General features: G+C 70.1%; 12 protein-coding genes. 5 read left to right on the top strand and 7 right to left on the bottom strand.

The window, feature by feature from the left end:
• Positions 1–127 precede the first annotated feature (127 nt).
• A complete protein-coding gene (locus DY218_RS22485) occupies positions 128–2,290 on the top strand; it encodes a RecQ family ATP-dependent DNA helicase (RefSeq protein WP_128557935.1) in 2,163 nt (720 codons plus the stop codon).
• A gap of 230 nt (positions 2,291–2,520) precedes the next feature.
• A complete protein-coding gene (locus tag DY218_RS22490) occupies positions 2,521–3,207 on the top strand; it encodes a hypothetical protein (protein ID WP_128557936.1) in 687 nt (228 codons plus the stop codon).
• A gap of 206 nt (positions 3,208–3,413) precedes the next feature.
• Here the strand turns inward: DY218_RS22490 and DY218_RS22495 are convergent, their stop codons facing one another.
• The 3 genes from DY218_RS22495 to DY218_RS22505 all read right to left on the bottom strand — a co-directional run bounded on the left by DY218_RS22495 (position 3,414) and on the right by DY218_RS22505 (position 5,594).
• Positions 3,414–4,046 (bottom strand): hypothetical protein, encoded by a 633-nt coding sequence (locus tag DY218_RS22495; RefSeq protein ID WP_128557937.1) that lies wholly within the window; start codon positions 4,044–4,046, stop codon positions 3,414–3,416.
• Between the two features lie 71 nt (positions 4,047–4,117).
• A complete protein-coding gene (locus tag DY218_RS22500; protein ID WP_128557938.1) occupies positions 4,118–4,822 on the bottom strand; it encodes a ribonuclease HII in 705 nt (234 codons plus the stop codon).
• A gap of 109 nt (positions 4,823–4,931) precedes the next feature.
• Positions 4,932–5,594 carry a TetR/AcrR family transcriptional regulator gene (locus DY218_RS22505; RefSeq protein WP_128557997.1) on the bottom strand — a complete coding sequence of 221 codons (663 nt, stop codon included), beginning with the start codon at positions 5,592–5,594 and terminating at the stop codon, positions 4,932–4,934.
• A 150-nt stretch (positions 5,595–5,744) separates the two neighbouring features.
• Between DY218_RS22505 and DY218_RS22510 the strand changes: the two genes are divergently transcribed.
• Positions 5,745–7,301, top strand: coding sequence for an MFS transporter (locus DY218_RS22510; RefSeq protein WP_128557939.1), 1,557 nt, complete (start codon positions 5,745–5,747; stop codon positions 7,299–7,301).
• 52 nt (positions 7,302–7,353) lie between these two features.
• Here DY218_RS22510 and DY218_RS22515 read toward each other — a convergent pair whose 3' ends face one another.
• From DY218_RS22515 to DY218_RS22530, 4 genes are all read right to left on the bottom strand, one after another.
• Complete coding sequence (locus DY218_RS22515; RefSeq protein ID WP_407703672.1) at positions 7,354–9,123, bottom strand: DUF4153 domain-containing protein; 1,770 nt, start codon at positions 9,121–9,123, stop codon at positions 7,354–7,356.
• A 257-nt stretch (positions 9,124–9,380) separates the two neighbouring features.
• Positions 9,381–10,289 (bottom strand): ADP-ribosylglycohydrolase family protein, encoded by a 909-nt coding sequence (locus tag DY218_RS22520; protein WP_128557940.1) that lies wholly within the window; start codon positions 10,287–10,289, stop codon positions 9,381–9,383.
• A 12-nt stretch (positions 10,290–10,301) separates the two neighbouring features.
• On the bottom strand, positions 10,302–10,961 hold the full coding sequence (locus tag DY218_RS22525) for a histidine phosphatase family protein (RefSeq protein WP_128557941.1): 660 nt from the start codon (positions 10,959–10,961) through the stop codon (positions 10,302–10,304).
• An 84-nt stretch (positions 10,962–11,045) separates the two neighbouring features.
• The gene (locus DY218_RS22530; RefSeq protein ID WP_128557942.1) at positions 11,046–11,651 is read right to left on the bottom strand and encodes a YdbC family protein; all 606 of its coding nucleotides are present in this window, start codon (positions 11,649–11,651) and stop codon (positions 11,046–11,048) included.
• An 88-nt stretch (positions 11,652–11,739) separates the two neighbouring features.
• Between DY218_RS22530 and DY218_RS22535 the strand changes: the two genes are divergently transcribed.
• Both DY218_RS22535 and DY218_RS22540 read left to right on the top strand, forming a co-directional pair.
• The gene (locus tag DY218_RS22535; protein ID WP_267899384.1) at positions 11,740–12,315 is read left to right on the top strand and encodes a TerD family protein; all 576 of its coding nucleotides are present in this window, start codon (positions 11,740–11,742) and stop codon (positions 12,313–12,315) included.
• A gap of 140 nt (positions 12,316–12,455) precedes the next feature.
• Positions 12,456–13,028: a GNAT family N-acetyltransferase gene (locus DY218_RS22540; RefSeq protein ID WP_128557944.1), complete on the top strand. Its 573-nt coding sequence runs from the start codon at positions 12,456–12,458 to the stop codon at positions 13,026–13,028.
• Positions 13,029–13,075: the final 47 nt, after the last annotated feature.

Genomic DNA, 13,075 nt, shown 5'->3' on the forward strand with positions numbered 1-13,075 from the left:
ACCTTCTCCCGAAACAGAAAATTCCGCTTATGCCTGTGGATAACCCCAGACATGACCATGCCCAGACTTGTCCACAGATTCGGAAGCGCATTGGCCGGATGTCCGACCCATCGGGTTGCATGGACGCATGAGCAACGAAGCACTCCGCACGGCCGCCGACTCCGTACTGGCCCGGCTGGTCGGTGACCCGACCGGCAGCGCCGCACTGCGCGAGGACCAGTGGCGTGCGATCGAAGCCCTGGTCGCCGACAAGCGCCGAGCCCTGGTCGTGCAGCGCACCGGCTGGGGCAAGTCGGCGGTGTACTTCGTGGCGACGGCGCTGCTGCGAGAGCGAGGCGCCGGACCGACGGTGATCGTGTCCCCTCTCCTCGCCCTGATGCGCAATCAGGTGGAGGCGGCAGCCAGAGCAGGCATCCACGCCCGCACGATCAATTCGTCGAACACCGAGGAATGGGACACGGTTCAGACGGAAGTCGCCGCCGGCGAGGTCGACGTGCTGCTGGTGAGCCCCGAGCGGCTCAACAATCCGGATTTCCGCGACGAGGTGCTCCCCAAGCTGGCCGCCGCCACAGGACTGCTCGTCGTCGACGAAGCGCACTGCATCTCCGACTGGGGCCATGACTTCCGGCCCGACTACCGGCGCTTGCGCACCATGCTCACGGACCTCCCGCCGGACGTACCGGTCCTGGCGACGACGGCCACCGCCAACGCCCGGGTCACCGCCGACGTCGCGGAGCAGTTGGGCACGGGGCAGGGCACCGACGCCCTGGTGCTGCGCGGGCCGCTCGACCGGGAGAGCCTCAGCCTGTCCGTGCTGCAACTCCCGGACGCGGCACACCGGCTGGCCTGGCTCGGCGAGCACCTGGAGGATCTGCCGGGGTCCGGGATCATCTACACCCTGACGGTGGCAGCGGCGGAGGAGGTCACGAGCTTCCTGCGCCAGCGCGGCCACCCGGTGCAGTCCTACACCGGCCGTACGGAGAACGCCGACCGTCAGCAGGCCGAGGACGATCTCCTGGCGAATCGGGTCAAGGCGCTGGTCGCCACCTCCGCCCTCGGCATGGGCTTTGACAAGCCCGATCTGGGTTTCGTGGTGCACCTGGGTTCACCGTCGTCCCCGATCGCGTACTACCAGCAGGTCGGCCGCGCGGGCCGCGGCGTGGAGCACGCGGACGTCCTGCTGCTTCCCGGGCGGGAGGACGAGGCGATCTGGCGCTATTTCGCATCGGTCGCCTTCCCGCCCGAGGAGCAGGTCCGCCGCACGATCGACGTGCTGGCGCAGTCCGACCGACCGCTGTCACTGCCCGCGCTGGAACCACTGGTCGAGCTGCGCCGCTCCCGGCTCGAGACGATGCTCAAGGTCCTGGACGTCGACGGCGTCGTCAAGCGCGTCAAGGGAGGCTGGATCGCCACCGGACAGCCGTGGACCTACGACGCCGACCGCTACGCATGGGTTGCCCGCCAGCGCGAGGCCGAGCAACAGGCCATGCGGGACTACGCGACGACCGGCGGCTGCCGGATGGAGTTCCTGCGCCGTCAGCTGGACGACGAGGCCGCGGTCCCGTGCGGCCGCTGCGACAACTGCAAGGGCGCCCGGTTCACCGCCGACGTCGGGTCCTCGGCACTGGCCTCCGCCCGCGGTGAGCTCGAGCGCGCAGGCGTCGAGCTCGAGCCACGGAAGATGTGGCCCACCGGCCTCGCTGCCGTGGGAGTCGCTCTGAAGGGGCGCATCCCTGCCGGTGAACAGGCGGGTACGGGCAGGGCCCTCGGGCGGCTCTCCGACATCGGCTGGGGCAATCGGCTGCGCCCTATGCTGGCGCCCCAGACCCCTGACGGTCCGGTGCCGGACGACGTGGCGCGGGCAGTCGTCGAGGTGCTCGCCGACTGGGCCAAGGGCTCCGGGGGTTGGGCGACGGCGGAGCCGTCGACAGCCCGGCCGGTCGGTGTGGTCGCCATGCCTTCCCACGCCCGGCCGCAGCTGGTCCACTCGCTCGCCTCGCACATCGCTTCCGTAGGACGCATGCCGCTGCTCGGATCGCTCGCGTACGCACCTGGAGCTCTCGAGGCGCCGGTCCCACGGTCCAACAGCGCCCAGCGGTTGCGCGCCCTCGACGGCGCACTGGAGGTGCCGGACGAATTGGCCGCGGCGCTTCGACAGGCGCCCGGCGGACCAGTGCTGCTCGTGGACGACATGAGTGACACCGGCTGGACGCTTGCCGTGGCGGCCCGGCTGCTCCTGCGCAGCGGAGCTGAGGGGGTGTTGCCCTTGGTCCTCGCAGTTCAGGGGTGAGCGGAGCGGGGCGGGCGTCGCCAGGTCGCCCCGTGGGCAGGGATATTGGTGGCGCACCCACGCATTCCGGTCGACGATGCCAATTGCTCGTTGCCGCGGGCGAGTACGGCGGCGAGAATTGAAGTCGCTCCCCACGTGGCTCGTCCGTGGCCCGGCAGGGCTGTGTCGTGGTGCGTTCCCCCAGTCAGACCCCCGCCCGCAGGTGTGGGCGCGTAGCCGAAGGGAGGACCGTGACCTTCGGATTCGCTCCGTCCGCCGGACAGTCGAGGCCTCGGCCTCCGGCGTCCTTCGGGATGCCCACCGACTCCAGCAACCAACTGGCCAGATCTCTCGAGCCCGCCGAGTGGGCCGCTGCCGGAATTCCGCTGCTTCGGGATCCCCGCGAGGTGGTCACCGGACTGCACGCCCGACATCTGCCGTCGCCGCAGACAGCGGTCGTGGCCGTGCTCGACCAGGAGGAACGGCTCAGGGCGAGCGCGTCGTTCGTCCGGCGGGCCACTGCGTCCGACGGCTGGGTGTTCCGAAACGCCCTGCTGTCCCAGCTCCGGCGGGTCATCCCGCACGATCTGCGGCGCCGCACACCCGTCCGTACAGCCGTCCTCCTCTACTGCAGGGACGGCGAGGACCAGTGGACACAGGAGGACGGCGCCTGGATGTGGGGACTGCGGGACGCCTGCACGTTGCACGGCTTGCGCTGTGGCGCGTACATCACGCTGACCCGCACCGGCTGGCGGGTCTTGGGCGAGGGCCGCAGCGGTCGTCGACCACAGGCGGAGAGGGGCCTTCCCCGGGCGGACGGCTCGACTGCCGCCCCGGGGGCGACGCAGCACCGGGAGCCACTGACCGAAGTCGACAGGCCACGGGGCCGGCTGGGCGGCGGGAGCGTCGAGCCCTTCCGCCGCGCCACGGCGATGTAACGAGCGATTGCATCGCACATCGACCAGTTGACGGGCGGCCCACCGGTCAGGAGGCAGCGCGGCTGGACGCAACACGACTGGACTCGGCACGCCTGGACGCAGCACGGCCGCGCGGACGAGCCCGACAGCGCGGTCGAACGACAGACCGGCGGCGAGCCCGCCGCCTCTGCCGCACGGACCGGAGGACCGGCCGCGCGGCAGAGGTGTCAAACGCCGACGCCGAGCGCGGAGTTGATCCGCTGCGGGTCACCGCAGACGATCAGCAGTGCGCTTGCCCGCCCGAGGGCGAGCGGCAAGGCCTCGGCAGCAGCGCTGTCGTCGCCGTTGTTCAACGCGACGACGACCACGGGCCGGACCGAAGCGCGGGCCAGGTCCGCGGCACCGGCGTGGAACACGTCGTCGCGCGCGTCGTGCTGAGCCCAATAGGCACTGTCGCCGAACGACCGCTCGTGCGCGGCCCACGGATGCAACTCACCGGTGGTGACCACCAGTACGTCGCCGGGCGCACGCCCTGAGTCGAGCAGCAGGTCGACCGCTTCCTCGGCTGCGGCAAGGGCCCCTTCGACAGAGGCCGGGATCAACTGGATCTGCGGTGAAGCGGATGCCGACGCGGCCGCCGGAGCAGCCGGTGCGGCCGGGGCCGGCCTGGCCGAGTCGCGCGTACTGCGCTGGGTCGGAGGCTTGGGCCGAGCAGGACCCGGGCGGCCGGGCGGCGGGGCCGCCGCGGGACGCGGTCCGGGTACGGGGCGAGGGGTCGGCACGCTGCGGCCGGCGGCCGCATTCGTGCGGGGACCCTGGGCGCTCTCGGGAATCTGAGGCTCCTCGGGAATGAGAGGCATGGGTGGTTGTCTATCAAACGCCGGTGCGAGTCGGACCGGCGGGTGGCACATGAGTGCGACCGGCAATGATGTCAGAAGTCGAAGCCGAGCTGCCCCTCGATTTCCACGGCGGCAGGGCGGGGCGCCGGGACCCGGTTCTTCTTCAGGTGCCGCCACCGAGGCAGCTCGTCGAGGTAGGACCAGGACAGCCGGTGGTGTTCGGTGGGACCGGACTCGGCGAGGGCCGCCTTGTGCACGGGCGAGGGATAACCCGCATTGGCCGCGAAGCCGAAGGGCGCGCAGTCCGCACCCAGTTCGGCCATCATGGCATCGCGCCGCACCTTGGCGATCACCGAGGCCGCCGCCACCGCGATGCAGGACTGGTCACCCTTGATCACGGTACGAACCTTCCACGGATCACCGAGGTAGTCGTGCTTCCCGTCGAGGATCACGGCATCAGGACGTACCGGGAGACCTTCGAGGGCACGCACGGCCGCCAGCCGCAGCGCAGCGGTCATGCCCAGCGCGTCGATCTCCTCCGGAGAGGCGTGACCGAGCGCGAAGGACGTGACCCAGTCCGTGAGCAACTCCGCAAGGGCGGTGCGTCGCTTCACGGTGAGCAGCTTCGAGTCGGTGAGACCCTCGGGCGGGCGGCGCAGACCGGTGACCGCGGCGCAGACCGTGACCGGGCCGGCCCACGCCCCGCGCCCCACCTCGTCGACACCGGCAATGATCTTGGCCCCGGTCGTGGCGCGGAGTGAGCGCTCGACGGTGTGGGTGGGTGCTTCGTACGGCATGGCGTTCTCAGATTACGCCGCCTCCCGGGCCCGACGACACCCAGCCCCGGATCGGAACTTCCCGCCGCCCGCGGAGCCCAGGCCGCCGTTGCGGCGCCGCAGCCCCGAGTCAGGCCCCCCCGGGCTCCATGGCCAGCAGCGGCACCATCAGTTCGTCGATCATCCGGACGACCTCCGCCGGCTGCCAGTCACTGTCGTACATCTTGGCCCGGTACATCATGATCGCGGGGATGACGTCGCCGACCAGTTCGCCGGCCGCACCGGGGCGCACCTCACCGCGCCGGATGCCGCGCTGCACGAGCTCCCCGATCTGTCGCCGGGACGGCCGTACGAGACCGTCGAGGATCAGTGCGTTGAAGCGTGCCGCCGATTCGTCGTCGCATTCGTGAATGACGGAGCGGAGCGCGATACCGGGCGGTGAGTACATGACATCGCGCATCGCGATGCACAGTTCGATCAAGTCCTCGCGCACGCTGCCGTTGTCCGGCAGTTCGGAAAGCTCGGGGAAGCCTGCGCACAGCGCGTCCGCCACCAGGTCCTCCTTGGAGGGCCAGCGCCGGTACACCGCAGCCTTGCCCGTCTGCGCCTGGGCCGCGACGCCTTCCATCGTCAGCGCGTTCCACCCGACGACGCTGAGCTGCTGGAGCGCCGCATCGAGGATCGCCCGCTTCAGCACCGCCCCACGCCGGCGGGACGGAGTCGAAGCGGACGCCTTCGACGCATGGACGGCGGCCTGCTGAGCGGGGAGGGATTGCCCGCGCGAACTAACCATCAGGGACTCTCCGTTGACCGTGAGCGGACGGGTGTGGCAAGTCACGACACGGCGTCTTCAGTGAACGCTTGCGTTCACTGTTGGGGAGTTACTACCGTGGGCGCGACAGTGAACGCTGCCGTTCACTAACACACTTGTGGGGGATCCATAGTGCCAACCTCTCAGTTAACGCCGGATCAGAAGCCCGGAGCCGCCCGCCGGGAGGGGCGCCCCGGCATCGCACTCACCGTCATCGCGGCCTGCCAACTCATGGTCGTACTCGACGTGACGATTGTGAACATCGCGCTCCCGCACATCCAGAATGCACTCAGCTTCTCGACCACGGATCTCACCTGGGTCGTGAGTGCATACACACTCACCTTCGGCGGAATGCTGCTGCTCGGCGGCCGGGCCGGTGACATCCTCGGACGCCGCCGGGTCTTCATGGCCGGCGTGCTGCTCTTCACCTTCGCCTCGCTGCTCGGCGGACTCGCCCAGGAGCCCTGGCAGTTGCTGGTCGCCCGGGCTCTGCAGGGAGTCGGCGGCGCCATCGCCTCACCCACCTCGCTGGCCCTCATCACGACGACGTTCGCCGAGGGGCCACAGCGGAATCGTGCCTTCGGTGTGTTCGCCGCGGTGTCGGCGGGCGGTGGCGCCGTCGGACTGCTCGCGGGCGGCATGCTCACCGAATGGCTCGACTGGCGATGGGTCCTCTTCGTCAATGTGCCGATCGGTCTGCTGATCGCCTTCCTCGCGCCGCGGTACATCAACGAGTCCGAACGCCATCCGGGCCGCTTCGACTTGTCCGGCGCCCTTACCTCCACACTGGGGATGGCATCCCTGGTCTACGGATTCATCCGAGCGTCGGAGGAGGGTTGGCGCGACGACCCGACCATCGGGTCCTTCGGCGCGGCAGCCGTCCTGCTGACCGCGTTCGTGATGATCGAACGGCGCGTGAAGGAACCCATCACGCCGCTCAAGATGTTCCTCGACCGCAATCGGTCGGGCACCTATGTGATCATGCTCAGCCTGTCCGCCGCGATGTTCGGCATGTTCTTCTTCATCGTGCTGTTCGTGCAGAACGTACTGCAGTACACACCCATCGAGGCGGGACTCGCGTTCCTGCCGGTCACGGTGGCCATCGCCGTCGGCGCCGGCCTCTCGCAGCGCTTCCTCCCGGTGTTCGGTCCGAAGCCGTTCATGGTGGCCGGTTCCACCATCGCCGCCGTGGGGCTCGCCTGGCAGGCCACGATCAGCGCGGACAGCTCCTATCTGGGCGGCGTACTGGGCCCGATGATGATCTTCGGCTTCGGCATGGGCCTCAACTTCGTCACCCTGACCCTGACCGCCGTGTCCGGAGTGGCAACACATGAGGCAGGGGCGGCCTCCGGACTGCTCAACGCGACACAGCAGGTGGGAGGTTCACTCGGGTTGTCGATCCTGACCACGGTCTTCGGCACGGCCAGTCGCCATGAGGCGGAAGACCTGCTTCCGGGCTTCCTGGCGAACGCGACGCCGGCCCAGAAGTCCGAGTTCGCCGCGACCCACCAGTTCCCCGCGGACTCCTCGTGGGGCCGCGGTGTGCTCGCCGAGGGGATCGGCACGGCCTTTGTGCCGGCCGTCGCGATGGCCGTACTCGCCCTGGTCACCGCTCTGTTCGTGATCAGGGTCCGCAAGAGCGATCTGGAGGCCTTGAGCGGGGTGGCAGGACCGTCGGCGGGCGGATGACTCCCTGAGAGGGTGGCCGGCGAACACCCCGTGCCCCGCCGGCCACCCGCACTCAGTGGGCGTCGCGCTCCGACCCCGTCGGCCCGTCGACCGCCACGTCGACACATGCCTGACGATCCGCCTTCGCCGGCAGCTCGGCATCGATACGGCGCGCCCTCGCCTCCCCGAGGCTCGTGGCGTACCAAGGCTTCTGCTCGGCGCCGAGCCCGTCGACGATTCCGCTCACCGCGCATGAACGCAGCGGCTCCGGCAGGGACTTGAAGGTCGGTACGGCATCGGCCGACAGGCCCTTGGCGTACTGCAGGTCGAAGTACCCGGTGTCCCGGTAGCGCTGCACATTGCGCTCCGCGATGAGCGCGTCCGGGGATACGAGACCGAAGGCGAGGACGCCGCCCGCAGCCGACACCACGACGGCGCGGGGCAGCCACCGCGCTCCCCATATCCCGGCTGCGATGATCAGCACGATCACGACGCCGAACCAGATCTCCGCGGCCATCACGGAGATCCGCAGCCGGGTGAGCCCGTAGGCGTCGACGTACATGTCGAGACGGCGGAGCGCCGAGGCCACGACGATCAGCGTCATCCCGCACAGCGTGCCGAGGACACCACGGACCAGCGTGCGACGGGCCCGTGGCGCCCAGCGCGACGCCAGAGCGATCACGACGAGGGTGAGCAGGGTGGCCACGAGCAGCTGCCAGAAGCCCTGTCGGGCGTAGTCCGCGTAGGTCAGGCCCTGGCGGAGCGCGGCGTCGTAACCGCCGAACAGGACGGTGAGCTGGATGACGTTGAAGACACCGAAGAGCAGATTGAGTACGACCAGGGGAAGGGTCCACTCGAGCCGGCCGCGCGGCCTGCCGGGCCGCACCCGGAGGCTGTCCCAGCTCAGCGGCGCGCCCGCGCTGTGCGCCGCGGCCAGCGCCAGCAGGGCGCCTAGAGCGAACAGCAGTACCCGCAACGGCCCGTCCGACACGGATGCGTCCGGGACGAGCCCACTGAGCAGGTCGCTGAACGCTTCGTCGGCGCTCGCGAAGAGGGCCCCGAACACGACAAGCAGCACCGCGCTCACCACCACCGCCCGCAGCACCGGGCCGACGCGGCCCTGTCCGCTTCCCGCGCGTTCGCGCAACCCGGTCCAGGCCCAGGCGACAGCGGAACCCGAGGCACCGATCACGCCGAACGGGTTGAGGATCACCCCCGGCCAGGTACGACTGCCGTGCAGGGCGAGTGATCCCATGCCGAAGGCCGCGGCCACGGCGAGGAAAGACGGCCACCCCGCGTCGCGCAGTGCCGGGACGACGAGGAGCCCGAGGCCGACGGCTGCCCAGATCCAGGTCAGCGGTCGCGGACGCCGTCCGGCCGCGTGCCCGGCGAACAGCGCGGCAAGAACTGCGGGCACCGCAATGATCAGCAGGTTGAGCGCGATTCCCGGGCCGAGCAGCAGCATGCTGAGTACGGCGGTGGCGAACGCGGCCCAGAGCGTCGCCGTCCGGATGGGCGCGGGTGGGTCGGCAGCTATTCGGTCGGCCCAGGTGGGGTGCGATCCGCCCGCCTCGGCCGGATGGGACCAGCTGTCCCGGTGGCCGGGGGCGCGTCGGGCGACCGCTCGCGCACCGTGCCGGGGCTCTCCCCGGCCCTCGGCGGCCGTGCGTCCGCCGTATCCCGCATGGGCGCCCACCGGCGGGGCGGCATCGGACGGTTCAGCGGCGGGCGCTCGCTCGCCGGCGTCCGACGGCTCCTCGGCCTCCGGAGACCTCTCGGCTTCGGACGGCTCGGCTCCGTCGGCCTGCTCCGCTCCGGACGGATCGTGCTTCTCTTCTGACACGGGACCCCCTCCCGACCGCCCCGCGCCCCCACGACCGGCGATGAGCGGCGTCTCTTGTGCCCGCCCGCCATGATCAACAGGCGGCGTGACGCCACAGAGTAGCCCCACGACAGCGCCGCGGCGCCGGAGAAGGCGTTCCTACGACTCGTTGTGGCCCGACCGTGACGCCGCAGGACGACGGCGTTGCAGCGGTCTGTACGGCGGCACTGCGGTGCCGCGGCACCGCGCCGAAGCATCCATCCCGCCAGACGGGCGCCTCAGGCCACCGCCGTGGGAAGCCAGTCGGGCAGCGCCTCCGTCTGCTCGACCCATGCCTCCGGCGGCGCCCCGGCAGCACCCGCCGCGAGCACCCCGCCGGCGATCGCACAGGTCGTGTCCATGTCCCCGCCGACCCGGACGGTGCTCCAGAAGGCGGCCTCGAAGTCGGCGAGGTTCCGCGCGGCCGACCAGAGGGCGAACGGCACGGTGTCGTGCGCGGTGGTGCGCCGCCCGCAGCCGAGCACCGCCGCCACCGTCGCCACGTCGCTGTAGTCGAGCATGTCCCGTGCGCGGCGGAGCCCGGCGCCGACCGCGCTGCGCGGAATCAGATCGATCACAGCGCCGAGCAGTGCGTCCGGGGCCGGCGGGCGGTCGGAGCCCGCAACGATCGCCGAGGCCGCCGCCACCGCCATGGCACCCACGACCGCTTCACGGTGCTGATGCGTCGGGTAGGCGGAGATCTCCGCCTGATGAGTGGCCTGCTCGGGGTCGTCCGCGTACCAGGCGCCGATCGGGGCCACGCGCATCGCCGCGCCGTTCCCCCACGATCCCTGGCCCTTGAACTGGGTGGCCGCAAGGGCCCGCCAGTCCCCGCCGTCCCGCAACCGGCCGAGCAGCCGGTCGACGGAGGCGCCGTACTCCCGCTCCTGGTCGTGGTGGGTCGCGAAGGCATGGGCCAGGACGTCCTGGTCGATCCGGTGGTGTGCCGCGAGCACCGCGAGGACGGAGGACGCCATCTCGGTGTCGTCGGTCCACCGCCAGGGGCCCTCCGGCACCTCGTTTCGCTGCAGCAGGGCGTAGTTCGCCGGGACGAAGAACCGGGAGCCCAGGGCATCCCCCACCGCCAGCCCGCGCAGCGAGGCCAGCGAGCGCTCCAGGCGCCGGTCGGAAGAGGAGTAAGCGATCATCGCTCCCCCACCTTATCCGGTGTGCCCGTACGGCTCCGGGGTCCGCCAGTGCTCGAAGGGCCGGTCGAGGGTGTACTTGCCGTCGGCTCCGAGCTGCAGGATCCGCACCTCGCCGTTCCCCGGATTCGACAGGGCCTCGAACTCGTCCACCGTCCAGTGGAACCAGCGCATGCAGAACAGGCGCATCGTCAGACCGTGGGTGACGAGCAGGACGTTCGGCGGGTGGTCCGGCGCTTCGAAGCTGCGGAAGAGGCTCTCGAGGAACGCGCCCACCCGGTCGTAGACATCGGCACCGGACTCGCCCTGCGCGAAGCGGTAGAAGAAGTGCCCGTACGCATCCCGGTAGGCCTTCTGCAGCCGGACGTCGTCCCTGTCCTGCCAGTTGCCCCAGTCCTGCTCACGCAGTCTGGGCTCCTCGCGCACCCGGACCAGGTCCGGATCGAGTCCGAAGGATCCCAGCGTCTCGTGTGTACGGCGGTACGGAGAGACGTATACGCTGACGCGCTCCTGGGCGAACAGCTGCCGCAGACGTGCGCCTGTCTCCGCTGCCTGCGCACGCCCTTTGGCGGTGAGTGCCAAGGCATGGTCGGGCTCCCTCTCGTACACCGTGTCGTCCGCATTGCCATCGGACTCGCCGTGCCGGACGAGGACGATGCGCCGGGGTCGTGCCATGCGAAAACCCTAGAACGCGGGACCGACAACCGCTCGCTCCCCCCTGTCCCTGCCCCTGACGAGCGGACCGGCGCAGCGGGCAGGTCAGACCGTCCAGGACGGCTCGAGCTCGACGACGTCCCCGGCCACGGCCGCCACGTCCGCGTCCGTCTGGGCCCTGGCCGAGAGCCGCTCCACCCGGTCCGGGCGGTACTTGCCGTACTCCTGCGTGGACTGCCACATCGAGAGCACCAGGAACTCATGTCCCGGTGCCTCTCCGAACAGACCGCGCACCATGCCCGGGGAACCCGCCATCGCCGGATTCCACACCTTCTCCTGCATGTGGGCGAAGTGCTCGACCCGGTCCGCATGCACCCGGCAGTGCGCCACGCGCAGCACGTCCGCGTCGGTGAAGCGGGGCTCGAACCCTGTCTTCACATCGAAGCGGTAGTCGAAGAGCTTGGTATGGAGATCCTTGTACGTACCGGCCTGGGCGGCGTGCAGGCGGTCGTGGGAGCGCGCCATGAACGAGTCGTAGAAGGCACGGCTCTCCCAGAAGGCGAAGACATGGACGACCGACGGTGCGGCTCGGCTCCACCCCCCACCCTGCGCTCTGAACCCCGGCTCCCCCAGAAGCCCCGCCCACTTCCGCTGTCCCCGCTCGAACCCCCGACGGTCCACCACAGTGCAGCGAATCCACTTGACCAGCACTGAGCCATCGTACGGTGCTTGCACACGGCAGGATCCTCTCCAACGTCCCTTCACGGCGGTGCAGTTCACATCCTGCGCCACCTTGTGATTGCGTGGCAGGAATGATCCACAGAGGGGGAAGGAAAGTGTGATGAGCAGTTTGAACAAGGGGCTCGCGAAGGTCGAAGTCGGCCTGGCCTGGGACCCGAGCACCCCCGGCGAGGCGCCGCACGACCTCGACATCGTCGCCGCGACATACACCACCGACGACCCGTCCGGGCGGCCGGCGTACCTGGTGCATTTCGACAGCCGTTCACCGGACGGCACGATCACCCTCAACCGGGACAGCAAGACCGGGCAGGGATTCGGCTTCGACGAGGTGATGACGCTCGAGCTCGACCGGCTCGCGTCCGACTACGCGCGCGTGGTCATCGGTGTCACGATCCAACAGAGCGGCGGGGAGCTCGTGTTCGGGGACGTCGGGAACGTCCGCGTACGCATCAGGGAGGACCACACCGACCTGCTCGAGCACGGCTTCGCCGACATTCCCGCCGCTCGGTCGGCCACGGTCGCGGAGTTCGTCCGCGACGAGGACAGCACATGGGAGATGCGGGAGATCTATCAGGGCTTCGACGCAGATCCGGGCACCTTCGCCGATGTGATGGGCAGTGCCGGTCCCGTCTGACCCCGCGCACACAGGGCAGGACGAGCAGAGGGTGCCGCGCCGGCCGCAGTCGGCGCGGCACCCCTTCGCCGTACTCCCCGCAGCCGTACACCCGGATATTCGGTTCTCCGATCGCGCCCGGTGGTCGCAGGATGGTGCGCATGACGCTGCCCACCCCCGAACTGCACACCGCTCGCCTACGATTGCGGCCCTTCGCGGACTCCGACGCGGACGCTCTCCACACCATGCACAGCAGCACCCACGTGATGCGCTACTGGGATTCCCCTCCGTGGACCGAGCGGACCCGCGCCCAACGCTTCATCGCCGTATGCCGGGAGATGGCGGACGAAGGCACCGGTGCGCGGCTGGCCATCGAGCGTGCGTCCGACGGGGCTTTCGTCGGCTGGTGCGGGCTGACCGGCTGGAATGCGGACTTCCGCAGTGCGTCCTTGGGCTACTGCCTCACTGAGGCGATGTGGGGCCACGGTTTCGCGACGGAAGCGGCGCACGCCGTCCTGAAGTGGGCTTTCGACACCCTGGACCTGAACCGCGTGCAGGCCGAGGCGGACACACGCAATGCGGCGTCCGCCCAGGTCCTGCAGAAGGTCGGCTTCGTACGGGAAGGGACCCTGCGGGAGGACTGCATCGTGAACGGCGATGTGTCCGACTCATGGGTGTTCGGCTTGCTCAGGCGCGAATGGCAGCCGTCGGCGACGCCGTCCGCCCCGCGCTGAGCACACATGCCGAAGGGGACCGGCCGAGACCGGTCCCCTTCAGTGCG

Source organism: Streptomyces triticagri, from assembly GCF_003429565.1.
Lineage (GTDB): Bacteria > Actinomycetota > Actinomycetes > Streptomycetales > Streptomycetaceae > Streptomyces > Streptomyces triticagri.